The sequence below is a fragment of the Cellulomonas sp. HZM genome (assembly GCF_000708885.1).
In the GTDB taxonomy this organism is placed as follows: domain Bacteria; phylum Actinomycetota; class Actinomycetes; order Actinomycetales; family Cellulomonadaceae; genus Cellulomonas.
Genome location: NZ_JEOE01000036.1, coordinates 1 through 25335, shown reverse-complemented (window position 1 = coordinate 25335; position 25335 = coordinate 1). Strand labels below are relative to the sequence as shown.

24 protein-coding genes are annotated in these 25335 nt (G+C 74.8%); 8 read left to right on the top strand and 16 right to left on the bottom strand.

Translation table 11 applies throughout. The features are described from left to right. Positions 1 to 90: 90 nt before the first annotated feature. The 11 genes from AW16_RS0114265 to dacB form a co-directional block, all read right to left on the bottom strand. Entirely contained in the window at positions 91 to 1770 is a 1680-nt protein-coding gene (locus AW16_RS0114265; RefSeq protein WP_231496068.1) for a PH domain-containing protein, read from the bottom strand. Continuing rightward, positions 1767 to 2252: a PH domain-containing protein gene (locus tag AW16_RS0114260; RefSeq protein WP_029291477.1), complete on the bottom strand. Its 486-nt coding sequence runs from the start codon at positions 2250 to 2252 to the stop codon at positions 1767 to 1769. The genes AW16_RS0114265 and AW16_RS0114260 overlap by 4 nt, the downstream gene beginning before the upstream one ends. A 66-nt stretch (positions 2253 to 2318) precedes the next feature. Continuing rightward, on the bottom strand, positions 2319 to 2792 hold the full coding sequence (locus AW16_RS0114255) for a DUF3180 domain-containing protein (protein WP_029291475.1): 474 nt from the start codon (positions 2790 to 2792) through the stop codon (positions 2319 to 2321). Beyond that, positions 2789 to 4294: a 2-amino-4-hydroxy-6-hydroxymethyldihydropteridine diphosphokinase gene (gene folK, locus AW16_RS0114250; protein ID WP_231496067.1), complete on the bottom strand. Its 1506-nt coding sequence runs from the start codon at positions 4292 to 4294 to the stop codon at positions 2789 to 2791. The genes AW16_RS0114255 and folK overlap by 4 nt, the downstream gene beginning before the upstream one ends. Further along, positions 4291 to 5211: a dihydropteroate synthase gene (gene folP / locus AW16_RS0114245; protein ID WP_081861699.1), complete on the bottom strand. Its 921-nt coding sequence runs from the start codon at positions 5209 to 5211 to the stop codon at positions 4291 to 4293. The genes folK and folP overlap by 4 nt, the downstream gene beginning before the upstream one ends. Positions 5212 to 5410: 199 nt before the next feature. Further along, positions 5411 to 6019: a GTP cyclohydrolase I FolE gene (folE, locus tag AW16_RS0114240; RefSeq protein WP_029291469.1), complete on the bottom strand. Its 609-nt coding sequence runs from the start codon at positions 6017 to 6019 to the stop codon at positions 5411 to 5413. After that, on the bottom strand, positions 6019 to 8049 hold the full coding sequence (gene ftsH, locus AW16_RS0114235; RefSeq protein ID WP_029291467.1) for an ATP-dependent zinc metalloprotease FtsH: 2031 nt from the start codon (positions 8047 to 8049) through the stop codon (positions 6019 to 6021). Before ftsH ends, folE begins: the two co-directional genes overlap by 1 nt. Positions 8050 to 8189: 140 nt before the next feature. Further along, positions 8190 to 8744: a hypoxanthine phosphoribosyltransferase gene (gene hpt / locus AW16_RS0114230; RefSeq protein ID WP_029291465.1), complete on the bottom strand. Its 555-nt coding sequence runs from the start codon at positions 8742 to 8744 to the stop codon at positions 8190 to 8192. Between the two features lie 2 nt (positions 8745 to 8746). Next, positions 8747 to 9751 (bottom strand): tRNA lysidine(34) synthetase TilS, encoded by a 1005-nt coding sequence (gene tilS / locus AW16_RS0114225; protein WP_029291463.1) that lies wholly within the window; start codon positions 9749 to 9751, stop codon positions 8747 to 8749. Positions 9752 to 9764: 13 nt separating this feature from the next. Continuing rightward, on the bottom strand, positions 9765 to 10799 hold the full coding sequence (locus AW16_RS0114220; protein ID WP_029291461.1) for a zinc-dependent metalloprotease: 1035 nt from the start codon (positions 10797 to 10799) through the stop codon (positions 9765 to 9767). A gap of 93 nt (positions 10800 to 10892) precedes the next feature. Continuing rightward, the gene (gene dacB, locus AW16_RS0114215; protein ID WP_029291459.1) at positions 10893 to 12320 is read right to left on the bottom strand and encodes a D-alanyl-D-alanine carboxypeptidase/D-alanyl-D-alanine-endopeptidase; all 1428 of its coding nucleotides are present in this window, start codon (positions 12318 to 12320) and stop codon (positions 10893 to 10895) included. A 149-nt stretch (positions 12321 to 12469) separates the two neighbouring features. Here dacB and AW16_RS0114210 point away from each other — a divergent pair, with 149 nt between their 5' ends. Beyond that, on the top strand, positions 12470 to 12964 hold the full coding sequence (locus tag AW16_RS0114210) for an inorganic diphosphatase (RefSeq protein ID WP_029291457.1): 495 nt from the start codon (positions 12470 to 12472) through the stop codon (positions 12962 to 12964). Positions 12965 to 13068: 104 nt separating this feature from the next. Here AW16_RS0114210 and AW16_RS0114205 read toward each other — a convergent pair whose 3' ends face one another. Both AW16_RS0114205 and AW16_RS0114200 read right to left on the bottom strand, forming a co-directional pair. Then, positions 13069 to 14544 (bottom strand): C40 family peptidase, encoded by a 1476-nt coding sequence (locus tag AW16_RS0114205; RefSeq protein ID WP_156044193.1) that lies wholly within the window; start codon positions 14542 to 14544, stop codon positions 13069 to 13071. 172 nt (positions 14545 to 14716) lie between these two features. Continuing rightward, complete coding sequence (locus tag AW16_RS0114200; protein ID WP_029291454.1) at positions 14717 to 15094, bottom strand: hypothetical protein; 378 nt, start codon at positions 15092 to 15094, stop codon at positions 14717 to 14719. Between the two features lie 581 nt (positions 15095 to 15675). On the opposite strand from AW16_RS0114200, the gene AW16_RS0114195 reads away from it, so the two are divergent. The 6 genes from AW16_RS0114195 (at position 15676) to AW16_RS0114170 (ending at position 22113) form a co-directional block, all read left to right on the top strand. Then, complete coding sequence (locus AW16_RS0114195) at positions 15676 to 16995, top strand: bifunctional o-acetylhomoserine/o-acetylserine sulfhydrylase (protein ID WP_029291452.1); 1320 nt, start codon at positions 15676 to 15678, stop codon at positions 16993 to 16995. Between the two features lie 182 nt (positions 16996 to 17177). Then, entirely contained in the window at positions 17178 to 18332 is a 1155-nt protein-coding gene (locus AW16_RS0114190) for a homoserine O-acetyltransferase (RefSeq protein WP_231496069.1), read from the top strand. 67 nt (positions 18333 to 18399) lie between these two features. Further along, complete coding sequence (locus tag AW16_RS0114185; protein WP_029291448.1) at positions 18400 to 19122, top strand: maleylpyruvate isomerase N-terminal domain-containing protein; 723 nt, start codon at positions 18400 to 18402, stop codon at positions 19120 to 19122. A 44-nt stretch (positions 19123 to 19166) separates the two neighbouring features. Next, complete coding sequence (locus AW16_RS0114180; protein ID WP_029291446.1) at positions 19167 to 20114, top strand: Zn-dependent alcohol dehydrogenase; 948 nt, start codon at positions 19167 to 19169, stop codon at positions 20112 to 20114. A 16-nt stretch (positions 20115 to 20130) separates the two neighbouring features. Continuing rightward, complete coding sequence (locus tag AW16_RS0114175; RefSeq protein WP_029291444.1) at positions 20131 to 21099, top strand: alpha/beta hydrolase; 969 nt, start codon at positions 20131 to 20133, stop codon at positions 21097 to 21099. Positions 21100 to 21261: 162 nt separating this feature from the next. Then, positions 21262 to 22113 carry a PadR family transcriptional regulator gene (locus tag AW16_RS0114170; protein WP_051681970.1) on the top strand — a complete coding sequence of 284 codons (852 nt, stop codon included), beginning with the start codon at positions 21262 to 21264 and terminating at the stop codon, positions 22111 to 22113. Positions 22114 to 22242: 129 nt separating this feature from the next. On the opposite strand, the gene AW16_RS0114165 is transcribed toward AW16_RS0114170, so the two are convergent. From AW16_RS0114165 to AW16_RS0114155, 3 genes are all read right to left on the bottom strand, one after another. Then, the gene (locus AW16_RS0114165) at positions 22243 to 22710 is read right to left on the bottom strand and encodes an NUDIX domain-containing protein (RefSeq protein WP_029291442.1); all 468 of its coding nucleotides are present in this window, start codon (positions 22708 to 22710) and stop codon (positions 22243 to 22245) included. A gap of 68 nt (positions 22711 to 22778) precedes the next feature. Next, positions 22779 to 24278: a hypothetical protein gene (locus AW16_RS0114160; protein ID WP_029291440.1), complete on the bottom strand. Its 1500-nt coding sequence runs from the start codon at positions 24276 to 24278 to the stop codon at positions 22779 to 22781. Between the two features lie 155 nt (positions 24279 to 24433). Continuing rightward, positions 24434 to 24730, bottom strand: coding sequence for an MTH1187 family thiamine-binding protein (locus tag AW16_RS0114155; protein ID WP_029291438.1), 297 nt, complete (start codon positions 24728 to 24730; stop codon positions 24434 to 24436). Between the two features lie 112 nt (positions 24731 to 24842). On the opposite strand from AW16_RS0114155, the gene AW16_RS0114150 reads away from it, so the two are divergent. Continuing rightward, a complete protein-coding gene (locus tag AW16_RS0114150; RefSeq protein WP_051681969.1) occupies positions 24843 to 25325 on the top strand; it encodes a DUF6174 domain-containing protein in 483 nt (160 codons plus the stop codon). Positions 25326 to 25335 lie beyond the last annotated feature (10 nt).

Genomic DNA, 25335 nt, shown 5'->3' with positions numbered 1-25335 from the left:
GGGACCGCCGCGCGCTGCCCAGCCCGCCCCCCGCCCGGCCCGACCCGACGACACCGACACCCAGCCGCCCCGGCCGGCGCGACGCGTCGCTCACGGGACCTCCCGGCGCGTCATCCACTGCTCGGGCCCGGCGCTCGCGCGCGCGGTGCGCGCACGCTCGGCCTGCTCGTCGAGCAGCGCGGCGACCACCGCCTGGTCGAGGTGCGCCACGCTCGGCCGCACGGGACCCGGCGTCGAGTGCAGCACGAACGACGCGATCCCGAGCCGCCGCTGCAACGGGCCCTGCTCGGCGCCGATCGACTGCGTGCGCTCGTGCGGCACCACCTCGACGCGGCGGAAGATGCGGCCGGACCGCGTGATGAGCGCCCGGTCCGTGACGAGCACGCCGTGCCGACGCCAGCCGATGGGGTCCACCCAGCGCGCACGTCGCGGCGCGGGCGTGAACCCGCCGTCGTCGTCACGTCCGTGCATCGCCGCGTCGAGCGTCGCCTGCGGGTCGGGCACGCCCAGGTCGGGCAGCACCAGCCACACCGCGGCCATCGCCTCGTCGCGCGACGCCACCGGGTGCAGCACGGTGTCGTCCTGCTGCTTGTCCGCATGGGCGTACCCCGCGACGTTCATCTCGACCCGCCACCAGTCCGGGCCGCGCCACCACGGCCCCTGGCCCAGGCTGATCGCCTGCACGCGGCCGGGCGGGACGGTCTGCGTGCGCGCCTCGGTCAGGCCGTGGCGCAGCCGGATGCCGTCCGGCGAGATCGCCGCGCGGAAGCTCGCGCCCTGGTTGATGCGGGACCACACGAAGCCGACGAGGCCCAGGAGCATCGGGATCATCACGAACGCGGCGCCGATGTCGCGCGCGGCCACGGCGATCGCTGCGGACGCGGTGATCGCGAGCACGACGAACACCGACGCGCCCGAGCGCAGCGTCGCCAGGAGCAGGCGCGGCATGGGGAGCTCGTAGACCGGGCGCTCCGGCGCGTCGGCGAAGGCCGGCAGCGCCGGGGCGTGGGCCGGCGTCGAGGTCGGCGACGCGACCTGCGGCGCGCCCGGCGCCCCGAGGAGGCCGTCGCCTGCGGAGGTCGCCTCGTCGAGCGCCACGGTGGTCGACGAGCTCGGACCGGTCGTCGCCACGGCACCCGCCGTCGCCGGACCCGCGTCCCGGTGCAGCCCCGCCGCGAGCGCGAGCAGCTCGGCGCGCAGCGCGGTCGCGTCGTCGTCGCGCAGGTAGGCCAGCGAGAACGCGGAGCCGTTGCCGCCCGCGAGCTCGAGCTTGAGCTCCGAGAGGCCGACGAGCCGCGCGAGCAGCGGCTGGACCACGTCGACGGCCTGCAGCCGGTCGAGGCGTGCCTGCCGCTGCTGGCGGGAAAGCACGCCCGTGTGCAGGTGCACCGCGTCGTCGGTGACCTGGAAGCGCGTCGCACGCCACGCGAGCGCCGAGTAGCCGAAGCCGACGAGCGCCACGACGACGAGCACGCCGACGAACGCCAGCAACCAGCGTCCGTGCATCAGCCCCGACACGTCGTCGATGTTGTCGCTCACCTGGTACCCGGCGACGGCGACGACCGCGACGAGCACCTTCCAGCCCTTGATCGCGGGCGTCGTGGGGTGCATGCGGCGCCAGTGGCCGTCCTCGTACGGCACGGGCGGGTTCGTCGGCGTGCTCGTCGGCGTGCTCGTCGGCGTGCTCGTCGGCGTGCTCGTCGGCGTGCTCGTCGGCACGGCCGTCGCGGCGGGCAGCCGGTCCGCGTGCTCCTGCGGTGCGTCGCTCACAGCCCCGCCAGGCGCGCCTCGCCGCGGGACGCGAGCCGGTCGCGCAGGCGTGCGGCCTCCTCGGGCGGCAGGCCGTCGATCGTCGCCGTGGTCGCGGGCGACGCCGTGTGCAGCTGCACGCTCGCGATGCCGAACCTGCGCGCGACCGGCCCGGCGGTCACGTCGACGTACTGCATGCGGCCGTACGGCACGACGACGAGCTGGCGGAACATGATGCCGCGGCGGATGAGCAGGTCGTCGGCCCGCTCCGCGTACATGAGCGCGCGCACCTGGCGTCCCGTGATCCACGCGGACCACACCGCGAAGGCCGCGACGAGCGCGGCCGGGACCCACACCCACGCGGCACCCGTCGCGACGGCGACCACGACGAGGCACGCCACGACGACTCCCCACACGAGCGCGATGCCCGTCCAGCGTGCGTGCGCCAGCCGCGGGGACACGTGGTTCCAGGTGACGTCCGTCGGGTCGAACGGTTCGCTCATGCGCCCATCCTTGCATCGCCCGCACGCGCGGGTGCTCGCGGACCCTGCCCCCGGGGACCGCTCGCGTCAGGCGTGGGTGCCGCGCACGTCCTGCTCGGGCTCGGCGGGCGGCACGCGGCACATGTGCTCGACGACGAGCCCCACGACGAGCAGCACGAGCGCGCCGAGGGTCGCCGCGCCCGCAGCCCACGCGCGCGCGGCGTTGATCTCGATGTCGAGCGACGACACGCGCAGCACGAGCTGGCCGCCGTACCAGCCGACGAGCAGCGCACCCGTGTAGCACGCGGCCTTCGCGAGCACGGCCGTCCGGGCCGCGCGGATCGGGTCCAGGGAGGGCCGTTTGCCGCGCAGGTACTGCCGCACGGCCCAACCCATCGACAGCACGACGGCCGCGATGAGCAGCTCGACGGGGCCGACGAGCCACGAGACCTCCGGCAGCACGGTCCCCTGGCTCGTCAGGCGTTCGAGCACCCACCAGGTGAGCACGCCCGTGACGAGCGCGATCGTGACGAGCGTCTGCCAGCGGGTCCTGCTGGTCACGGCCGGTCCGGCGGGCCGTCGGGCGCCGGTGCCACGGCGGCCGACGAGCCGTCGTGCGAGGCCGGTGCGGGCTCGGGCGACGCCGCGGGCACGGGGCTGGTCATCCAGTCGAGCGCGAGCCATCGCACGCCGTCGCGGTCCGGTGCGGTCGCGGCCAGCGCGGCGACGGGTCCCCCGCCGAGCCCGGGCAGCTCGGCGTCCGGCGCCACCTGCGCCCACGGCTGCAGCACGAACGCGCGCTGGTGCGCGCGCGGGTGCGGCAGCTCGAGGTCGTCGCTCACCCCCACGACGTGGCCGTACACCACGATGTCGACGTCGAGCGTGCGCGGCCCCCAGTGCTCGTGCCGCTCGCGCCCGTGCGCGCGCTCGACCGCCTGCGTCGCACGCAGCAGCGACCGTGCGGACAGCGTCGTGCGCGCGAGCACCACGGCGTTGAGGAAGTCGGGCTGCTCGGGGCCGCCCACGGGCGCCGTGCGGGCCAGCGGCGACACCTCGACGACGTCGATGCCGTCGACGTCCGCGAGGTCGCGCACCGCCTGCCGCAGCGTGTCCTGCGGCGCGCCGAGGTTCGACCCGAGCGCGAGCACGACGTCGACCGGGCCGTCGGGGACCACGTCGAAGCGGTCGGTGACGAGCTCGGCGTCGACGACGTCGGCCGTGCCGTCGTGCGGGGTGCCGTCGTGCGGGGTGCCGCCGTGCGGGACGACGTCGTGGGGGGTGACGTCGTTCCCGACCGCACCGGACGGCGTCTCGCCGCGGGGCGACTCGGGGGTCAGGTCGGACGGGCTCGGATCCGACTCGGTCGGGTCGGACGGCAGCGAGGGGACGCCGGCGGCCGCCGCGATCGCCGCCGTCGCACCTCCGACGACGCCCGGGGGCAGCGCGGCGGGCGGTGCGGGCGTCACGACGACGGGCTCGCCCACCGACCCGTCGCCGGGCCCGACGGGAGCTGCCGCAGACGCCGCCACAGGAGCCGCCACGGCAGCCGCGACCGCCGGCAGCGTCGCGGTCGGCGTGGGCGCACGGCCGACCCCGGCACCCGTCGCATCCTGCGCACCGGCCGACCCCACGGCCACGTACGGCTCGGCGGCGGGCAGCTTCGTGCGGTCGCGCCGGATCGCCACCACGACGTCCCCGAACGGCACCTCGATCGGCGCCTGCGGCTTGTGCACGGCGACGTCGACCGCCGCCACGATGCCGGCGGCGAGCACGGTGGCCGCGATGCGCTCCGCGACGGTCTCGACCAGGTCGACCGGCTCGCCCGCGAGGACGGCCGCGACCTGCACCGCGAGCTCGCCGTAGTGCAGCGTGTGCTCGAGGTCGTCGCGCGCGGCGGCGCGCCGGGTGTCGAGGTGCACGACGACGTCCGCGACGAACGTCTGCCCCTCACGGCGCTCGTGCTCGAACACCCCGTGGTAGCCCGTCGCGGTGATCCCCGTCAGCCGGATCTGGTCCAGCCGGCGGCCCTGCTCGTCGAGCACCGCGCCCTCGTCCTGGCTCACCTGTGCGCCCTCCTCGGCGTGACCTCGTTCGTCCCTGCGCCCCCGTGCTCGGCGACCACCGCCTGCGCGGGGTCGCGTGCCGCGTCCTCGTCGACCGCGAGGTCGTCGTCGGGCGCGCCCGCCCGCGCAGCCTGCCACGCGGCGGCGACACGCACCGCATCGACCGTCGGGCGCACGTCGTGCACCCGCAGGCACCACGCGCCCGCCTGCGCCGCGAGCGCACTGACCGCCGCGGTCGCGTGGTCGCGCGCGAGCGGCGGTGCGACCGTGCCGTCCGGCCCCTCGAGCAGGTGCCCGAGGAAGCGCTTGCGGCTCGCCCCGACGAGCACCGGGAAGCCGTCGGCCACCAGCTCGGGCAGACGTGCCAGCAGCGGCCAGTTGCTCGCACCGGGCTTGGCGAAGCCGAGGCCAGGGTCCAGGACCACCTGGTCGTCCCGCACGCCCGCGGCCCGCAGCACCGCGACGCGCGCGGCGAGCTCGCGGCGCACGTCGGTCACCACGTCGTCGTAGTCGGCGAGGTCGTCCATCACGTCCGCGTGCCCGCGCCAGTGCATCGCGACGTACGCGACGCCCGTGCGGGCGACGACGTCCGCCATCTCCGCGTCGGCCAGGCCGCCCGACACGTCGTTGACGAGCACCGCGCCGCGGTCCACCGCTGCCTGCGCGACGCGCGCGCGGGTGGTGTCGACGCTGACCTTGGCCCCCCGCCCGACGAGGGCCTCGACCACCGGCAGCACGCGCGCGAGCTCGTCGGCGACGGGGACGCGGCGCGCGCCCGGCCGGGTGGACTCGCCGCCGACGTCGAGCAGGTCCGCACCCTCGTCGAGCAACGTCAGGCCGTGCGCCACGGCCGCGCCCGGCGTGTACCAGCGCCCGCCGTCGGAGAACGAGTCGGGCGTCACGTTCACGACGCCCATCACGAGCGCGCGGTCCTCGACCGGCAGACCCGGCGGGCGTGCTGCCACGCGACGGGCCGGTCGACGGGCCGGTACGGCCGCGGCTGCGGCGTCGTGGGCGCTCACGGAAGCGATGCTAGGCGTTCGGGGTGCCGTCGGGAGCAGGACCGGGCCGTCGCGCGGGCGGTCGTCCGGGCACCTGTCCGGGAAGGCGTCCGGGTCAACGTCCGAGCACGAGGCTCATCGCCTCGGCGCGGGTCGCGACGTCGCGCATCTGCCCGCGCACGGCCGACGTGAGCGTGCGGGAACCCGGCTTGCGGACGCCGCGCATCGACATGCACAGGTGCTCGCACTCGACCACGACGATGACGCCGCGCGGGGAGAGCCCCTCGACGAGCGCGTCCGCGATCTGCGACGTGAGCCGCTCCTGCACCTGCGGGCGCCGCGCGTACACGTCGACCAGGCGCGCGAGCTTGGACAGGCCCGTGATCTTCCCGTCGGGACCGGGGATGTAGCCGACGTGCGCGACGCCGTGGAACGGCACGAGGTGGTGCTCGCACGTCGAGTACACCTCGATGTCGCGCACCAGGACCATCTCCTCGTGACCGAGGTCGAAGGTCGTCGTCAGGACGTCGGCGGGCTCCTGGTAGAGGCCCGCGAAGATCTCGCGGTACGCACGGCCCACGCGCGCGGGGGTGTCCCGCAGCCCCTCGCGGTCCGGGTCCTCGCCGACCGCGAGCAGCAGCTCGCGGACCGCGGCCTCGACGCGGGCCTGGTCGTACTCGCCGACGGCCCCGTCGGGTGCCGAGACCGGGTCGACGTCGCCCATCACGCCTCCGGCGTCTCGTTCGGCGGCAGCTCGACGGCCTCGGCCGCGGGGTGCTCCGCGTGCGCGGCGGCTGCCTCGTCCTCGGGCACGATCACGTGGCCGTTGCTCGCGGCGCGCTCGGCAGGAGTGAGCACGGGCGGCTGCTGCGAGACGGCACGCTCCTCGCTCGAGAGCCACACCTCGCGCGGGTCGCGCTTGACGACCGGCGTGAAGATCTGGGCGAGCTGCTCAGCGTTGAGCGTCTCCTTCTCGAGCAGCTCGAGCACCAGGTGGTCCAGCACGTCGCGGTACTGGACGAGGATCTCCCACGCCTCGTCGTGCGCGTGCTCGATGAGCGCGCGCACCTCGGTGTCGATCGAGCCGGCGACCGTCTCCGAGTAGTCCCGCTGGTGGCCCACGTCGCGGCCCAGGAACATCTCCGAGGACTCCTGGCCCAGCCGGATCGCGCCGAGCCGCGCGCTCATGCCGAACTGCGTGACCATCTTGCGCGCGGTCGCGGTGGCCTTCTCGATGTCGTTGCTCGCACCCGTCGTCGGGTCGTGGAACACGAGCTCCTCGGCGACGCGGCCGCCCATCGCGTACGCGAGCTGGTCGAGCAGCTCGTTGCGCGTCGTCGAGTACTTGTCCTCGAGCGGCATGACCATCGTGTAGCCCAGCGCCCGCCCGCGGGGCAGGATCGTCACCTTCGTCACCGGGTCGGTGTACCGCAGGGCCGCCGCCACCAGGGCGTGGCCGCCCTCGTGGTACGCGGTGATCTTCTGCTCCTTGACGTTCATCGCACGCGTGCGCTTCTGCGGGCCGGCGATGACGCGGTCGATCGCCTCGTCGAGCGCGTTGTCGTCGATGACCTGCGCGTTCTGGCGCGCGGTGAGCAGCGCGGCCTCGTTGAGCACGTTCGCCAGGTCGGCGCCCGTGAACCCGGGCGTGCGGCGCGCGACGGCGGTGAGGTCGACGTGCGGGGCCATCGGCTTGCCCTGCGCGTGCACCGTGAGGATCTTCTCGCGGCCCTTGAGGTCCGGCGGCTCGACAGCGACCTGGCGGTCGAAGCGGCCGGGGCGCAGCAGCGCGGGGTCCAGGATGTCGGGGCGGTTGGTCGCCGCGATGAGGATGACGTTCGTCTTGACGTCGAACCCGTCCATCTCGACGAGCATCTGGTTGAGCGTCTGCTCGCGCTCGTCGTGACCGCCGCCGAGGCCCGCACCACGGTGCCGGCCGACCGCGTCGATCTCGTCGACGAAGATGATCGCGGGGCTGTTCTCCTTGGCCTGCTGGAACAGGTCGCGCACGCGGCTCGCGCCGACGCCGACGAACATCTCGACGAAGTCCGAGCCGGAGATCGAGTAGAACGGCACGCCCGCCTCGCCGGCGACCGCGCGGGCCAGCAGCGTCTTGCCGGTGCCCGGAGGGCCGTACAGCAGCACGCCCTTGGGGATCTTGGCGCCGACGGCCTGGAACTTGGCGGGCTCGGAGAGGAACTCCTTGATCTCCTGCAGCTCCTCGAGCGCCTCGTCGACCCCGGCGACGTCCGCAAACGTGACCTGCGGGGACTCCTTGCTCACCAGCTTGGCGCGCGACTTGCCGAAGCTCATCACTCGCGAGCCGCCGCCCTGCATGCTCGACATCAGGAACCAGAAGACGGCCAGGATGATGACGAACGGGATGACGATCCCGAGGATGCTCGACCACCACGACGGCTGCGGATTGACCGAGTTGTAGCCCTTGGCGGGGTTCGCGGCCTCGACCGCGGAGACCACCTGCTCGCCCTGCGGCTCGATGTAGCTGAAGTAGACCTGCTTGCCCAGGTTGTCGTCGTCGCGGACGAAGTCCTTGGTCAGCGTGAGGTCGACGCGCTGCTCGCCGTCCGTGATCTTGACCTGCTCGACGGTCCCGCCCTTGAGCAGCGTGAGGCCCTCGGACGTGTCGATGCCCACCTTCTTGGACGCGGTGAGCGTGCTCATGCCGATCCACACGAGGACGACGGCGATCAGCACCCACAGGAAGGGGCCACGGGTCAGGCGCTTGAGGTTCATCGGCGGCGGGGCTAGCCCTTACTCCTGGTGTCGCTGGGCTGGGTGCCTCGAAAGTACACGCTCAGACTTGGGGCGAGCGCCCCTGCTCACGTCTGTTCGCGCAGGGCACATCCGGCCGGCGGAGCAGGGGGCAGGTGCCCTCAGGACGAGTACACGTGCGGCGCGAGCGTCCCGACGAACGGCAGGTTGCGGTACTTCTCCGCGTAGTCCAGGCCGTACCCGACGACGAAGTCCGGCGGGATGTCGAACCCGACGTACCGCACGTCGACCTCGACCTTGGCGGCCTCGGGCTTGCGCAGCATCGTCGCGATCTCGACGCTCTCCGGCCCGCGGCTGCGCAGGTTGGACAGCAGCCAGGACAGCGTCAGGCCGGAGTCGATGATGTCCTCGACGACCAGCACGTGCCGACCGATGAGGTCGGTGTCCAGGTCCTTGAGGATCCGGACCACGCCCGACGACTTGGTGCCCGAGCCGTACGACGACACGGCCATCCAGTCCATCTGCACGGGCAGGTGCAGGCGGCGCGCGAGGTCGGCCATGACCATCACCGCACCCTTGAGCACGCCGACGAGCAGGAGGTCCTTGCCCGCGTAGTCGGCGTCGATCTGCGCCGCGATCTCGTCGAGCCGGGTGTGCAGCTGCTCCTGCGAGAGGAGAACCCGCTCGAGGTCGTCGCCCATGTCGGCAGGGTCCACCGTCACTCCTCGTCAGCCGTGTCGGGCCTTCCAGCGGGCCCGACGACAAGCCTGCCACACGCTCGTCGGGCTGCGAGCCCACCCGGCAGCGCGACCGGCCCCTGCCCGCGCCAGTCCGTGACGAGCGCGTCGAGCGCGAGCACGTGCACGCGGTGCAGCGAGCCCGCGGGCGCCCCCGCGCGCACGGCGAAGGACCGCAGCGCGCGCCGGCGCACCGCGGTGGGGGCGGCCGCGAGCGCAGTGCAGCCCGGCTCGTCGCCGAGGTCGGCCAGCAGGCGCGCGGCGAGGTCGTCGAGCGCCGCGGCGTCCTCGGCGAGCTGCTCGGCGGTGCGGGCCAGCGCCTGCGGGACGCCCGGTCCGAGCACGCGGTCGAGCACCGGCAGCACCTCGGCGCGCACCCTCGAGCGCAGCGGGTCGCCGGGCGCTCCGGCGTTGGTCGGGTCGTGCCACGGCTCGAGGCCCTCGGCGGCGCACGCCGCGGCGGTGTCGGTGCGGCGCAGGCCGAGCAGCGGTCGTCGGACCACGCCGCGCACCGCGGGCATGCCCGCGAGCGAGCGCGCACCCGACCCGCGGGCCAGGCCGAGGAGCACGGTCTCGGCCTGGTCGTCGAGCGTGTGCCCGACGAGCACGACGGCCGCACCCGTGCGGCGCACCGCGTCCTCGAGCGCCGCGTACCGCGCGTCGCGCGCGGCCGCCTCGGGTCCGCCCGGCCCGTCGACGAGCACCGGGACGACGAGCACGGGGTCGAGCCCGAGCCCGCGGCACGTACGCGCGACCTGCTCTGCGACGTCCGCCGACCCGTCGAGCAGCCCGTGGTCCACGACCACGGCCCCCGCGCGCAGCCGCGCCCCCTTTCCGCGTGCGACGAAAGCCGCGGCGGCCGCGAGCGCGAGCGAGTCCTGGCCGCCCGAGCACGCGACGAGCACGAGCGCGTCGTCGGGCAGGTCCGCCGTCGCCGCGCGCACCGCCGAGCGGCACGCCGCGACCGCGGGTGCGGGACCGGTCACGGTCGTCGGCCCGTCAGCCGTGCACGCGGCGCACCCACGCCGCGGGGTCGGCGATCTCCGCCTGGCTCGGCAGGTGCGCGGGCGCGGCCCACACCGCGTTGAGCCCGTCCCACCCGACGCTGTCGCGCACGCCCCGGACGAACGCCGCGCCGTCGCGGTACTGCGCGAGCTTGAGGTCCAGCCCCAGCACGCGCCGCAGGAGCCGCTCGACCCCACCCGCGGCCGCGGACCGGTCCCGGCGCGCCTCGAACCTGCGCCGGATCTCACGCACCGTCGGCACGACGGCCGGCCCGGCATCGTCCATCGCGACGTCCGCGTGCCCCTCGAGCAGAGCCATCACGGCGCCGACCTCCTCGAACAGCGTGCGCTGCTCGGCGTCGAGCGCGTCGAGCACGGAACCCCCGCGCACGAGCCGCGTGAACGACTCGACGAGCTCGCCACGCGCGTCGGCGTCGAACCCCTCGATCAGCCGCGCCGAGCGCTCGCGCAGGTGGTCGACGAGCCAGGGCGCCACGGCGAACTGCAGCGCGTGCGTCTGCTCGTGCAGCGAGACCCAGGTGCGGAAGTCGCGCGGCTCGACCTGCAGCGTGCGCTCGACCTGCAGGACGTTGGGGGCGACGAGCAGCAGTCGCCCGCGGCCGTCCGCGGCGGGCGTGAACGGGTCGAACTGACCCAGCACCTTGCCCGCGAGCAGCGCGAGCACGCCGCCCACCTGGGTGGCGGCCGCACGGCGCGACGCCGCGGTGGGCGCGCGCCTGCTGAGCACCGAGCCCAGCGGCGCGGCCATGACCTCGAACATCTGCGTGTTCGCGCGCGCCCAGCCGGGGCGGTCGACGACGACGACGCGCGAGACCTGTGCCGGTTCGCGGCCGTCCGCGGGCATCACCCCCGTCGCGTGCGCGACGTGCGCCGCGGCAGGACCAGCCACCTCCCGCAGCTCGCCGACGAGCTGCTCGAGCTCGGCGCGCGGCGCACGCGGTCCGGGCGGGGCGAGCCGGCCGGCGATGCGCGCAGCGGCGGTCCAGTCGACGGGCGACTCGTGCTCCATCCGCCCACGCTAACGCGGTCCCTGCGGCCGACGACCCCGCCGGCGGTGCGGTTCGCCGCGGGCGCAACCTCACCCGCGGCGCCGCGCCCGGGGTCAGCGGCAGCCGCACCCCGCGAGCGCGGTCACGAACGCGTCGATCGGCGGCCGCCCGTTCCACTGGCCCGGCACGGTGTCGTCGGCCAGCACGGCGAACACCAGCTGGCGCCCCTCCGCGTCGAGCACGGTTCCCGCGAGCGCCGTGACCTGCTTGAGCGAGCCCGTCTTGGCACGCGCGAAGCCACGTGCGGGCGAGGTCGTGAAACGGTCCGCGAGCGTGCCCGTGAGCCCGGCGATCGGCATGCCCACCGCGATCGGTCGCAGCGTCGGCTCCGTGGGCTGCGTCGTCAGCCGCACCATGCCCGCGAGCATCGCGGGCGGCAGCTTCGACCCGTAGCCCAGGCCCGACGCGTCCTCGAGGTGCGCGCCCGCGGTGCTCACACCCGCGAGCTGCACCGCCCGCAGCACCGCCGTCGTCGCCCCCTCGAAGCTCGCGGGCAGGCCTGCCTGGATCGCGACGAGCCGCGAGACGACCTCCGTGATCGTGTTGTCGGAGGTGTCGAGGAAGTAGTGCACCACCTGGTCGAGCGGGGCCGACCGGACCTGCGCGAGCCGCAGGGCGCCCTCGCGCGCCGTCCCGCGCGTGGGCGCGCCCTGGACCGCGATGCCCGCCTCGGTGAGCCGCTGCGCGAACACGCGCGCTGCCTCGAGCGCGGGGTCGGCGTAGCGCGGCGGGTACTCGTCCTTCGGCGTGATCGGCCGCTTGCCCCCGATGTTCACCGCGAGTGGCGTCACCGCGGCGACGTAGCCGGCATCGATGTCGTTCTGCTCCCAGCCGGGTGACAGGCCGGGGCCGGTGAACAGCGAGGTGTCGAAGCGCAGGTGCACGCTCTCGACGCCCTCGAGCGCGAGCTTCTTCGCGGCCGCACGCGCGAGGTCGCCGAGGCCGGCGTGGCCCAGCACCGTGCGCGGGTTCCCCTTGTCCGCGGCGAGCATCATGTCCCCGCCGCCCACGAGCACGATCTCGTCGCCGGTGCCGCGCACGACCGTCGTCGGCATCGTCGTGCTCGACGGCAGCGAGGACAGCGCCGCGACGGCGGTCGTCAGCTTCGCGGTCGAGGCCGGCGTGCGCCCCTCGTCGGGCAGGTGCTGCGCGAGGACCTCGCCCGTGAGCTGGTCCTGCACCACGACCCCCACGTGCGCGGGCTCGCCGAGCCTGTCGTCGTGCACCAGCGTGTCGACCAGCGCCCCGACCTTCGCCGTCGCGGGCTGCGGTGCGGCCGGGTCGAGCTCGGTGAGCGCACTCGTCGGGTCCGGCGCCTCGACCGCACCCGGGGCCGTCGGGAACGGGGGCGGGGGCGTCGGCGAGGGCGCGAGGGTGAGCAGGCCCGGGACCACGTCGTGCGCGTCCAGCGTCGCGTACGCGCCGCCCGCGAGCACGAGGACGAGCGCGGCCGTCCCCACGACGCGCGCGCCTGTGGCCATGATCACCTGCCCTGTCCAGGGGCCGACTGCACGGTCGGCCCGGCGGTGCGTCAGACTACTGTCGAGACGACGGCGCCCTCGACACCCCGACGCGCCGCAGCCCGAGGCGTGTCGCACCGGCCCACCGGCCCGTGCGCTGGAGGAGAGCAGTGGAGTTCGACGTCACGATCGAGATCCCCAAGGGTCAGCGCAACAAGTACGAGGTCGACCACGCGACGGGGCGCATCCGCCTCGATCGCATGCTCTTCACCTCGACGCGCTACCCCGACGACTACGGCTTCATCGAGGGCACCCTCGGTGAGGACGGCGACCCGCTGGACGCGCTGGTGCTCCTCGAGGAGCCCACGTTCCCGGGCTGCCTGATCCGCTGCCGTGCGCTCGGCATGTTCCGCATGCGCGACGAGGCCGGCGGCGACGACAAGGTGCTGTGCGTGCCGACGGGCGACCAGCGCGCGGCCTGGCGCCAGGACATCGACGACGTGTCGGACTTCCACCGCCTCGAGATCCAGCACTTCTTCGAGGTCTACAAGGACCTCGAGCCCGGCAAGTCCGTCGAGGGCGCCCACTGGGTGGGCCGCACCGACGCCGAGGCGGAGATCGAGCGTTCGCGCCAGCGCGCGATCGACCTGGGCTACCACCACTGACCGGTCACGGCTCCACCTGACGAGGCCCGCTCGCCGACACGTGTCGGCCGGCGGGCCTCCGTCGTCCCCGTGCCTCGTCGTGCCCGGGCCTCGTCGTGCGGCGGTCAGGGGCGGCCGGCGTAGGGCATCGTGTTGGCCCAGCGCATCGCCGTCAGGCGCACCTGCTTGCCCGGGGAGGGCGCCTCGAGGATCTGGCCGTTCCCCGCCCACATCGCCACGTGGTAGACCGCGTTGGGGTTGCTCGGGTCGGTCGACCAGAACACCAGGTCACCCACCCGCAGGTCGTCGTAGCGGATCTTGAGGACCTGCTTGTACTGGTCGCGCGACGTGCGGTTGAGGTACACGCCCGCCTCGCGCCACGCGGTCATGGTCAGGCCCGAGCAGTCGTACCCGTCGGGTCCGCTGCCACCCCAGACGTACGGGAGGCCGATCCGCTCCTTGCCCGCGGAGAGCGCGCTGCGTCCCGCCGACGCCGAGCCGCGCGAGGTCCCCGTTCCGAGCCCGTACGGCGAGCTCGGCGTGCTGGTCGCGGTCGGCTTGGGGGTGCTGGAGGGCTTCGGGCTGCTCGTGGGCTTCGGGTCCGACGTCGGCGCGGGGTCCTTCGTCGGCGCGGGGTCCTTCGTCGGCTCCGGGTCCGTGCTCGGCTCCGGGTCCTTCGTCGGCTCCGGGTCCGTGGTCGGGTCGGGATCGCGCGTCGGCGTCGGGTCCGACGAGGGCGTGGACGACGACGGCTTCGTGGTCGGCCTCGACGACGAGGGGGTCGTCGGCGTCGCGTGGTCGTCGTCCTGCTCGTGCTGCGCGCGCGCCTCGTCGTCCTCGCGCTGGCGGCGCTGCTCGTCGAGCTGGTCCTGGCGGGCTCGCTCGACGTCGACGGACGTCTTGCGTGCCGCCGCGAGGTGCTCGAGGAGCTCGTCCCGCTCGACCGCGGCGGACGACTCGTCCTCGTCGGCGGTCTTGGCGATCTTCTCGGCGCTCTTGAGCGTGCTCGCGGCGCGCTCGGAGGCGGCCTTCGCGTCGTCCGCGCTGTCCTGCGCGTGCTGCTGGAGCGTGACCGCGACGAGGGACGTCGCGCGGTACTGCTGCACGGCCTGGTCGGCCTTGTCGGTGACGCGCTCGAGCGCGGTCGTGCGCCGCACGACGTCCTGGAACCCGTCGGCGGACAGCACCGACTCGAGCGCGTCGACGGACCCGCCCGAGCGGGCCAGCTCGCGCGCGATCCCGACGAGGGTGCGGCGGGCCTGCTCGGCGTCGTCGGCCGCCCGGCGCGCCTCGTCGGCCGCGGCGTCCGCCGACGTCTGCGCGTCCTGCGCGTCCGAGAGCGCCTGCGTGTAGGCCTCGCCCGCCTGCTGCACGCGCAGGTCGGCGGCGTCGCTCGCGACGCTCAGCTCGGCGAGCCGGACCTCCATCGCCGCGACCGAGCCCTGCGCCCGCGCGACCGCGGACTGCGCGTCGCGCACGTCCTGGCCCGACGGCGGCGTCGGGTCGGCCGTGGCCATGCTCGCGCCGCCGACGAGGAGCCCGGCGAGCGCGACGGACGTGACGAGCCCGCCCACGAGGGGTCGTCGTCGGTCGTTCGTCACCGCTGCTCCCACGGGCTCGGGCTCTCCGGCGCGGGCGTCTCCCGGCCTGAGGGCGGCGGCACCACCGCCCCCGGGGACGCTACCCGGCGAAACCCCAGAAGTGAACAGCAGTCACAGCAGTCACACTCGTCACATCGGACACTTCGGACATCGCGGCCGCCGGTTCACCCGATCAGCCGGGTCGCGACGGCGCCCCGACCCTCCGGAACGTCGCGACCGAGCCGTCGACGGCCGCCGCGGCGGCCATCGCCACGAACGTCCGGCACGCCTGCTCGCACCGCACGCGCCGGTCCTGGTCGCCGATCCCGCGGGCCACCGGGATGCCGCCAGGCGCGTGCAACGACCACTGCCACCTGTACGTATCGGTCAGCCGCAGCACCGGCGTGAGCTCGTCGAGCCCCGCGACGACGTCGCGCACCGCGTCACGGACCGCCTGCACGGATCGCGCACCCCGCGGCATGCGCGCGACTCCACGCCCGTGGGGGCTCACGAGGCGCCACCAGTAGTGCTCGTCGTCCGAGAACCGGTACACCTGGAACGTCGCCGGCACCGCGCGGGCCCCTTCGTCGCGGCGCCCACCTCGGCACCCGTCGGGACAGTCCACCGGCCTCCGTCGCCCAGTGGCCGACGGCCGGGCGACGGATGGACGAACACCGGTCGACGAACGGCGGAACGCTCACGACGGCCCCGCCCGGCCCGCTCCCGCGCCCTTTCCCGCGCCCGGCCCCGCGTCTGGCGCATCGCGAGCAGCGGCACTTGTGACACAGGTGAACTCCTGCGCCGATTCGCCGCACCAGGAGACGACTCGTGTCACAAGTGCCGCTGCTTGCGCACGACCCGGCTCCGTGAGACGGCTGTCCCACATGGCAAGACGGCGGTTCCGCACGCATGGACGCGCGTCCTACTGTCGCCCCATGTCCCGCCGAATGTGTCGCTGACCAGCGCACGCCTCGGCATGCCCGCGGGCAGCCGGCCGACCTGACGGCCGCACCCGCGACGATCCTCCCGGCCGCCTGGCCGGTCCGGATCTCGACACCGTGCGCACCACCGATCCCCCCGCGGGTCGGGCGTCGGCGCACGCCCTCCCCGCGGCCCGACCCACCACCCCGCACCAGCCACGAGGAGCACCCCATGAGCAACGAGAACTGGAACTTCGAGACCCGCCAGGTCCACGCGGGCCAGGAGCCCGACGCGGCGACCGGCGCACGCGCGCTGCCGATCTACCAGACGACGTCGTTCGTCTTCCCCGACGCCGAGACCGCCGCGAAGCGGTTCGCGCTGCAGGAGCTCGGCCCGATCTACACGCGCATCACCAACCCCACGCAGGAGGTCGTCGAGAACCGGATCGCGAGCCTCGAGGGCGGTGTCGGCGCGCTGCTGCTCGCCTCGGGACAGGCCGCGGAGACGTTCGCGATCCTCAACATCGCGGAGGCCGGTGACCACGTCGTCGCGAGCCCGTCGCTGTACGGCGGCACGTACAACCTGCTGCACTACACGCTGCCGAAGCTGGGCGTGGAGACCACGTTCGTCACCGACCCGCACGACCCGCAGGCGTGGCGCGACGCGGTGCGCCCCAACACCAAGCTCTTCTTCGGCGAGACGATCCCGAACCCCAAGGGCGACGTGCTCGACATCGAGGCGGTCGCCGGCGTCGCGCACGAGGTCGGCGTGCCGCTGCTGGTCGACAACACGATCGCGACGCCGTACCTCATCAACCCGCTCAAGTGGGGCGCCGACATCGTGATCCACTCCGCGACCAAGTACCTGGGCGGGCACGGCTCGGCGATCGGCGGCGTGATCGTCGACGGCGGCTCGTTCGACTTCGCGCAGCACCCCGAGCGGTTCCCCAACTACAACACCCCGGACCCGTCGTACAACGGCCTGGTCTACGCGCGCGACCTCGGCGTGGGCGGCATCTTCGGCGTGAACCTCGCGTTCATCCTCAAGGCGCGCGTGCAGCTGCTGCGCGACCTCGGGGCCGCGATCAGCCCGTTCAACGCGTTCCTCATCGCGCAGGGCGTCGAGACGCTGTCGCTGCGCGTCGAGCGGCACGTCGAGAACGCCCAGAAGGTCGCCGAGTGGCTCGAGGCGCGCGACGACGTGAACTTCGTGCACTACGCGGGCCTCGAGTCGAGCCCGTGGCACGAGGCCCAGCTCAAGTACGCACCGCGCGGCGCGGGTGCGGTGCTGGCGTTCGAGATCGACGGCGGCTCCGCGGCGGGGCAGGCGTTCGTCTCGGCGCTCGAGCTGCACTCGAACGTCGCGAACATCGGCGACGTGCGCTCGCTCGTGATCCACCCGGCCTCGACGACGCACAGCCAGCTGACCGCGGAGGAGCAGGCGCTGTCCGGCGTCACGCCCGGCCTGGTGCGCCTCGCGGTCGGGATCGAGCACATCGACGACATCCTGGCCGACCTCGACGCGGGCTTCCGGGCAGCGAAGGGCGTCTGAGCCGCACGTCCGGCCGCATCCAGCCGCATCCGGCCGCACCGTCCGGTGGGCGCGGCGGGCCCCGCGCCCGTCCCGCCCACCGGTCGCCCGGGCCCCCGGCGGCACCCCGTTCCGTAGATTGAGGTCTTGTGTCCGACGAGCTGACGTTCGCGCCCGCGTGGGCCAGCACACGGTCGAGCCGTGTGCCGGTGCCGCAGCGCCCGAGCGTGCCCGCCTCGACGGCGTGGCGACCGGGCGACCCGGTGGGGCGCCGGCAGTTCGCGGACCTCGGCCCGTTCGCGCTCGAGTCGGGCGGTCGGCTGCCCGCGGTACGGCTGGCGTACGAGACGTGGGGCACGCTGAACGAGGACGCGTCGAACGCGGTCCTGGTGCTGCACGCGCTCACGGGCGACTCGCACGTCACGGGTCCCGCGGGCGACGGTCACGCGACCGCCGGCTGGTGGCAGTCGATGGTCGGCCCGGGCGCCCCGATCGACACCGACGAGTGGTTCGTCGTCGCGCCCAACGTGCTGGGCGGCTGCCAGGGGTCGACCGGCCCCTCGTCGCCCGCGCCCGACGGCCGTCCGTGGGGATCGCGGTTCCCCCACCTGACGGTGCGCGACCAGGTCGCCGCGGAGATGCGGCTGGCCGACCTGCTGGGGATCGACACGTGGGCGCTCGTCATCGGCGCGTCGCTCGGCGGCCTGCGCGTGCTCGAGTGGGCCGCGTCGGAGCCGCAGCGGGTGGCCGCGTTCGCGGCGATCGCGACGACCGCGCAGACGTCGGGCGACCAGATCGCGGGCTTCCACACGCAGCTCACGGCGATCTCGTCGGACCCGCGCTTCCGTGGCGGCGACTACTACGACGCCGAGCCGGGCGACGGCCCGCACGCGGGGCTCGCGCTCGCGCGGCAGATCGCGCACCAGACGTACCGCAGCGCGTTCGAGCTGGACCAGCGCTTCGGGCGGATCCCCCAGGGTGGCGAGGACCCGCTCGAGGGCGGCCGGTTCGCGGTGCAGTCCTACCTGGACCACCACGGCGACAAGCTGACGCGGCGATTCGACGCCAACACGTACGTCACGCTCACGCGCACGATGATCACGCACGACCTGGGCCGCGACCGCGGCGGCGTCGAGGCCGCGCTCGCGGCGGTGACCGCGCGCGGTCTCGTCGTCGCCGTGGACTCCGACCGGCTGTTCCCGCCCGCGCAGTCGGAGCGCATCGCCGCGGCGGTGCCCGGCGCGGGCCCGGTCCGCACCATCCACTCCGACTACGGCCACGACGGCTTCCTCATCGAGGAGGACCAGGTGGGTGCGCTCGTCACGGAGTTCCTCGCAGAGACCGTCCGCTCGCGCTGACGTCCCGCCGCTGACCGCTCGCGCTGACGTCCCGCGCTCGGCCCGTCCGACGCGGCAGGATGCCCCCATGAGCGCTGACCTCACGGAGGCGTCGACCGCCCTGCGCACGCAGTGGGACCGCCTGCGCGACTGGACGGGCGAGCTGCTGGCCGACGACGTGGGCGACGAGCCCTCGGTGCTTCCCGGCTGGTCGATCGCCGAGCTCGTCGCGCACCTGGGACGCGCGATGGACGCTCTCGCGGTGTGCCGTCCGGCGCCGCCCGGGACCGTGCCGCTCTCGCTGGCCGAGTACCTCGGCTCGTACGTCGCGCGGGCCGCGGACATCGCGGAGACGACGCGGGCGCTCGCGCTCGAGATCGCCGGCGACCCGCTCACGTGGGTCGACGCGCGCGCGGCGGCGGCGTTCGCGACGCTCGACGAGCTGGGCCCGGCCGACCGCGTGGTGCAGGCCCGGCGCGGGCCGGTGCTGCTCTCGGCGATGACGACGTCGCGGGTGCTGGAGCTCGTCGTGCACGCCGACGACCTCGTGCGCTCGGTGCACCGCATCCCGGGAGCGGACGCGGGACCCGACCCTGTGGACCCGGCGGCGCTGCGCTTCGTCGCGGGGGAGCTCCTGGCGATCGTCGTCGCGCGCGGCGGCTGGGACCTGGAGGTGGCCGACGAGCGCCGGTGGCTCCGCCTGGCTGCGGGACGCGAGCCGTACGACGTCGACGAGCTGGCCCGCGCGCTGCACGCACGCCACACGTCGGAGGGCGTCCCCGACCTGGGCCGCATGCTCCCCCTGCTGTGACGGCGTGCCGCATCGGTGAGCGCGCGGGTGGTTAGGTAAGGGCTGTGATCGCCGCGTACGCCACCCGGTTCTCGCCCGACGACCCCGCCGCGGGGCTCGAGGTCGGTGAGCGACCCGAGCCGGTGGCGCGCGAGGGGTGGTCGGTCGTCGATGTGCGCGCCGCCGCGCTCAACCACCACGACGTGTGGTCTCTGCGCGGGGTCGGGCTGCGGGCCGAGCAGCTGCCGATGGTGCTGGGCACCGACGCGGCGGGGGTCACGGCCGACGGGCGCGAGGTCGTCGTGCACGCCGTGGTGGGCGGCACGGACGGGTCCGACGAGCCGCGCTCGCTGCTGTCCGAGCGGTACGACGGCACGCTCGCCGACCGGGTCGCGGTGCCCACGTGGAACCTCGTCGACAAGCCGGCCGAGCTGTCGTTCGTCGAGGCCGCGTGCCTGCCGACGGCATGGCTCACGGCGTACCGGATGCTCTTCACGACCGGGCGTGCGACGCCCGGGCAGCGCGTGCTCGTGCAGGGTGCGGGTGGCGGGCTCGCGACCGCGGCGGTCGCGCTGGGGGCCGCAGCGGGGCTCGAGATGGTCGTGACGAGCCGCGACGAGGAGCGCCGCGCACGGGCGCTGGCGCTCGGGGCCGCGAGCGCGGTCGAGCCCGGTGCACGTGTCGGTCGCGTGGACGTGGTGCTCGAGAGCGTCGGCCGGGCGACGTGGTCGCACTCGATCCGCTCGGTGCGGCCGGGCGGGATCGTCGTGGTCGCGGGGGCGACGAGCGGGGACGCAGAGCCGGCGGAGCTCACGCGCATCTTCTTCCAGGAGATCACGGTCGCGGGCGCGACGATGGGCTCGCGCGACGACCTGCGCCACCTCCTCGCGTTCCTCGCGCGCACGGGCGTGCGGCCCGTGGTCGACACGACGTTCCCGCTGGAGCGCGCCCGCGACGCGGTGGCCCGGCTCGCTGCGGGCGAGCAGTTCGGCAAGATCGTCGTGACGGTCTGAGACGGGAGGGCGGCCGGTGGACGTGACCTGGGCGCCCGACGTCCTCGGCGACGGCTACGAGGTCGCGACCCTGCCGCTCGCGGCCGACGACGAGGGGCCGGTCGTCGCGAGCCTCGTGCGGCACACCGCGCCGACGCCCGAGCCGGTGCGCCCGTCGCGGGCGGTGCTGTACCTGCACGGCTGGTCGGACTACTTCTTCCAGACCGCCGTCGCGGAGCACTGGGCAGCCCTCGGCGCCGCGTTCTACGCCCTCGACCTGCGCAAGTACGGCCGCAGCCTGCTCCCCCACCAGACCCCCGGGTACGTCGACGACCTGGCGACGTACCGCGAGGACATCGGTGCCGCGCTGGCCGTGGTGCGCGCGGAGATCGGTGCGAACGGACGCGTGATGCTCGTGGGCCACTCGACCGGCGGCCTCGTCGCGAGCCTGTGGGCTCACTACAACCCGGACGCGGTGCACGGCGTGGTGCTGAACAGCCCGTGGCTCGAGCTGCAGGGCTCGTCGGTCATGCGGCACCTGTCCGGGCCGGCGGTCGCGCGGCTCGCGCGGTTCACGCCACGCACCGCCCTGCCCAACATCGACCCCGGCTTCTACGACCGCACGCTCTCGACCCGCACGGGCGGGGAGTGGACGTACGACGAGCGGTGGCGACCGACCCCGTCGTTCCCGGTGCGCGCGGGCTGGCTGCGGGCCGTCATGGCCGGGCACGCACGCGTGGCGCGGGGGCTCTCGATCACGGCGCCGGTGCTCACGCTGCTGTCCGCGCGCTCGCACATCAGCCCGGTGTGGAGCGACGAGATGCGCTCGGCGGACATCGTGCTCGAGGTGGACCAGCTGGCGCGGCGGGCGGTCCAGCTGGGGCCGAACGTGACCGTGGTGCGGATCGCCGGGGGCGTGCACGACCTGTCGCTGTCGGCGCCGCCCGTCCGCGAGCGGTACTTCGCGGAGATCGCGCGGTGGACGGCGGCGTACGGCTGGTCGTGACGTAGGTCACACCTCGCGGGGTTGTCGACGACTGTATAGCGATATATCTTTGACGCAGTCGATGACACAGATCTCGACCCCGCCGGCGAAGACGCGACGCGCCGCCCGGACGGGACGCAGGCCCGACGACACGGGCCATCCACACCTTTCAGGAGACCACCCATGAACGCCATGAACCCCCTCAACAGCTTCTCTCCCCGCCCCCGGCGCGGCCCTCGCCGTCCCGACGCCGCCGACCTGCTCCTCGGCCGCGGCCGCGAGCGTCGGCACCACCAGGGCTCGCCCGAGCACGGCTCGCAGCACGGCTCGCGCGGCTCCGGCCACCACCGCGGCGGCGGCTTCGACCCGCGCCTCGACCCCCGCTCCGGCGGCGGATTCGGTCCCGGATTCGGTCCCGGCTTCGGTGCCGGATTCACGGGCGACCCCGAGCGTGGTCGCGGCCAGGGCCGTGGCCCGGGTCGAGGCCCCGGCCGTGGGCCCGGCCGCCGCGCCGGCCGCGGTGACATCCGTGCCGCGGTGCTCGTGCTCCTGCAGGAGCAGCCGATGCACGGCTACCAGCTCATCCAGGAGATCCAGGAGCGCTCGGCCGGGGCGTGGAAGCCGTCGCCCGGCGCCATCTACCCGGCGCTCGCGCTGCTCGAGGACGAGGGCCTGGTGACCATCACCGCCGAGGGCGGGCGCAAGCTCGCGTCCCTCACCGAGGCCGGTACGGCCTACGTCGCCGAGCACGCCGACGAGATCGGCACCCCGTTCGACGACGCGATGGCCCGCCCGGCGCACCCGGGACGTGACCTGCGCGCCGCCCTCGAGGCGCTCGGCGCCGCGGCCGGCCAGGTCGCTCGCACCGGCACGCCCGAGCAGGCCACCGCGACCCTCGCGGTGCTCGAGAAGGCGCGCCGCGACGTGTACCTCGTCCTCGCGGGCGAGTCACCGGCGTCGGCCACCGCGACGCCGGGCACGACTCCGGGCGAGCCGCCGAGCGAGGCGCCGGGCACGACGGCCGACGAGGCCTGAGCCGGCCGGCGCGTACCAGAGCAGGGTCCGACCTCGACGGTCGGGCCCTGTTCTCGTCGTCCCACCACAGCGCTGGCGTCGCCACCACGGCACCACGTCGGGCCGTGGCGGGCCGAGGCGGGCCGTCGCTCACCCCAGCGCGGCGACGAGGCGGTCGACGAGCTCCGCCTGCCCGGCCACGAGCAGCGGCCCCACCTCGTCGGCCCGGACCCATGCGAAGCGGTCCAGCTCCGGCACCTCGATCGACCGGCCCGAACGTGGGGGCCACTCGATCGTCGCGGCGTTGCTCACGAGCGCCGTCGCGTCGAGCGTCGCCTCGCGCGCCCACGCGCGGACCACCTTGCCGCTGCCCTGGCGGATCTCACCGAGGTCGAGGTCCGGTCCGGCTCCGGGTGGCGCGGGCGCGCCCGTCTCCTCCGCGAACTCCCGCAGCGCCGCAGCGAACGGCTCCTCGTCGCCCTCGAGCTCGCCCTTGGGGACGGTCCACGCGCCGGCGTCCTTGCGCGCCCAGAACGGTCCGCCGAGATGGCCGACGAGCACCTCCACGGTGCCGACCTCGCGACGGAACAGCAGCAGCCCGGCGCTCGTGCGCGGCATCGGCACCTCCGGGAGTCGGGTCGGCTCGGAGTCTGGTCAGCTCGGAGTCTGGTCAGCTCGGAGTCTGGTCAGCTCGGCGAGAAGCCGGTCGCCTCCCCCAGCGTCGGCCCTCCGTCGCCGATGCGCCAGGCACGCCAGCCGTCGACCTCGGTCGACGCGCCGACGGCCGCCGCGGCCGCGTGGCTCGGGTCGGCGAACACGCCGCCCGTCGGGGTCTGGATGAGACCGTCGTGGCGCAGGGTCGCGACCACCCGCTGGCCCCGCCGCTCGCGCAACCAGACCAGCGTCGTCACCGCACGCCGCTGCTTGGCGAGCGTCGCGAGACGCGGGTGCGGCAGGTCGACGAGCCCCGCGGGGGCGTGCTCGAGGACCGGCGGCCCCGCGACGGGCGCCGGTGCGGGCGGCGGCTCGACGGCGCGCGTGCCGGGCGGCGTCTGGGTCGGGACGTCGAACGCGGACGTGCGCGGGGGCGCGCCCGGCGGGAGCGGTGCGGGGCCCGCGGTCGGGCCGCCCGCGGGCGGTGTGAGGCCGGTGCGGGGCTGACCGTCGGTGCGCAGCGAGCCGTCCGGGCGGCGCGGCAGCACGGGGGTGCGGACGGGATCCGACGGCGGGCCGCTCGAGACCGCGGGAGCGCTCGATGAGTCGGCGGGGAAGCTCGGCGGCGGTGTGGGCACCGGCGGCATCGGCGGCATCGGCGGCTCGGGCACGGCGGGCGTCGGCTCGGTGGTCGTCGACCTCGGAGCCTGCTGCTGGGTCGAGTCCTGGGCAAGCTGCTGGGCGGGCTGCTGTGTCGACTGCTGGGCCGGCTGCGACGGGCGCGGGCGCGGCGGTGCGGACGGGACCGTGCGCAGCTCGCCCGACGACGTGCGCTCCGCGGACCACGGCTTCGGCGTCGGCAGCGCGCGCCGCTCGCCCTCGTACGCCATCGCGCTCGCGAACGACGCCTCGCTCGAGCGCACCAGGCGCAGCGCGGTCGGCTCGACGGCACGGCGGCTCGTCTCGTGGCGCGCCAGCGGGGACACGTCGATGAGGCGACGGTCGTCGGACCCGCGCACGACCCCGACCTGCAGGATGTCGACGTGCCGCCCCGGCCCGCGCAGGTAGCCGAGCGTGTCCGCCGCCTCGGCCGCGACCTCGGAGCAGAGCAGCACCAGCCGCACGCCCTCGCGTCGCGACGTCTGCGCCCCGAACGCGACCTGCTCACGGAACGCGGCGAACTCGACGCCGAACCGGCTCGGGTCCGCGTGGTAGGCACGCGCGAGGTCGGTCGTCGTCATGCGCGCGGCGGCCCCCGCGTGTCGCAGGGCACTGACCACCGCGTCGTCGTCGACCACCTGGACCACCTCGAGGACCACCGGCCGACCCGTCGCATCGAGCGCGAGCAGCTCGGGCAGGTGCGCGTGGTCGGGCGCCGCCGAGCGCGCACGGACGGGGAACAACGGCTCACCCGCGATCGCGGCGAGGTGGTGCCGCACGAGCATCGCGCACTCCTGCGCGAACGCGCCCGCGAGCGGCTGCATCGGCTGGACGAGTCGCGGACGCTCCTCGTCGAGCTCGAAGATCGGCATCCTGCTCCTGGCCTTCCCTGCGTCGTGCTGTGCGGCTCGTCGCGCCCCTCCCGGGGGGCCGCACGGCTCACCCGGCGCCCACACTCTGGCACATCGGGAGCCCGCCGGTCAGCCGCCGGACGGGTAGCGATCGCCCCGTTCGGGCGAGCACCAGGTCAGGCGTCCAGGAGGCCCTCCTCGACACGCGCGACCTTCGCGTCGAGCTGACCCTCGTGGCCAGGGCGGATGTCCGCCTTGAGCACGAGGCTGACCCGACCGCCATGCCTTCCGGCGGCCTCGGTGGCGCGCTTCACGACGTCCATCACCTCGTCCCACTCGCCCTCGATCGTGGTGAACATCGCGTCGGTGCGGTTCGGCAGGCCGGACTCGCGGACCACCCGGACGGCATCGACGACGGCTGCGGTGACGGACTCGCCCGATCCGAGCGGGGCGACGGAGAACGCGACGAGCATGCGTCCCACCCTGGTGCGCGGGCGCGCACCCTGTCCACCCGGCCGTCAACCTTTCTCGCGGAGCGGGCGTGTACCGGGCATGGGAGAGCGCCGAGGAGTCGTCAGTCGCCGGGTGGGTCTCGCCGTCGGGTTCGTCGTGGGGTTCGCCGCAGGTCCTGCGCTGCTCGCGGGGTGCGCGTCGCAGCCTGGATCGGCACCCGGTTCTGCGCCGTCCCAGGGGACGTCGACGCCCGCCGTGGTGGACGTGCCGGCGGGCGCTCCGGACCTCACGCACGCGTCGTACCGGTACACGCTCGACTCGACGTGCGGCGAGAACGCGCTCGCGGGGCGGTACCGGGTGACGGTCGTCGACGGGCGCGTGTCGGAGGTCGACCCGCTCGACGAGCAGGGGCTCTCGCCGGACCGGCTCCTCGAGGTCGTGCCGACGATCGCGACGCTCGTCGACCGCGCGACGGGCCCTGACGCGGGCGCGGTCCGCACGATCACGTTCGACCCCGCCACGGGCGTCCTGCGCACCCTCGAGCTGGACCCCGTGCCGACGGCGGTCGACGACGAGGAGTGCTTCGAGATCACGAACTACACCCCAGCCCCCTGACCCCCGACAC

Bases quoted from the DNA above. Each gene is read 5' to 3' on its own strand.
- AW16_RS0114260 (WP_029291477.1), bottom strand. From the start codon at position 2,252: ATGAGCGAACCGTTCGACCCGACGGACGTCACCTGGAACCACGTGTCC.
- folP (WP_081861699.1), bottom strand. From the start codon at position 5,211: ATGGGCGTCGTGAACGTGACGCCCGACTCGTTCTCCGACGGCGGGCGC.
- folE (WP_029291469.1), bottom strand. From the start codon at position 6,019: ATGGGCGACGTCGACCCGGTCTCGGCACCCGACGGGGCCGTCGGCGAG.
- ftsH (WP_029291467.1), bottom strand. From the start codon at position 8,049: ATGAACCTCAAGCGCCTGACCCGTGGCCCCTTCCTGTGGGTGCTGATC.
- AW16_RS0114220 (WP_029291461.1), bottom strand. From the start codon at position 10,799: ATGGAGCACGAGTCGCCCGTCGACTGGACCGCCGCTGCGCGCATCGCC.
- dacB (WP_029291459.1), bottom strand. From the start codon at position 12,320: ATGGCCACAGGCGCGCGCGTCGTGGGGACGGCCGCGCTCGTCCTCGTG.
- AW16_RS0114195 (WP_029291452.1), top strand. From the start codon at position 15,676: ATGAGCAACGAGAACTGGAACTTCGAGACCCGCCAGGTCCACGCGGGC.
- AW16_RS0114185 (WP_029291448.1), top strand. From the start codon at position 18,400: ATGAGCGCTGACCTCACGGAGGCGTCGACCGCCCTGCGCACGCAGTGG.
- AW16_RS0114170 (WP_051681970.1), top strand. From the start codon at position 21,262: ATGAACGCCATGAACCCCCTCAACAGCTTCTCTCCCCGCCCCCGGCGC.
- AW16_RS0114165 (WP_029291442.1), bottom strand. From the start codon at position 22,710: ATGCCGCGCACGAGCGCCGGGCTGCTGCTGTTCCGTCGCGAGGTCGGC.
- AW16_RS0114160 (WP_029291440.1), bottom strand. From the start codon at position 24,278: ATGCCGATCTTCGAGCTCGACGAGGAGCGTCCGCGACTCGTCCAGCCG.
- AW16_RS0114155 (WP_029291438.1), bottom strand. From the start codon at position 24,730: ATGCTCGTCGCGTTCTCCGTCGCCCCGCTCGGATCGGGCGAGTCCGTC.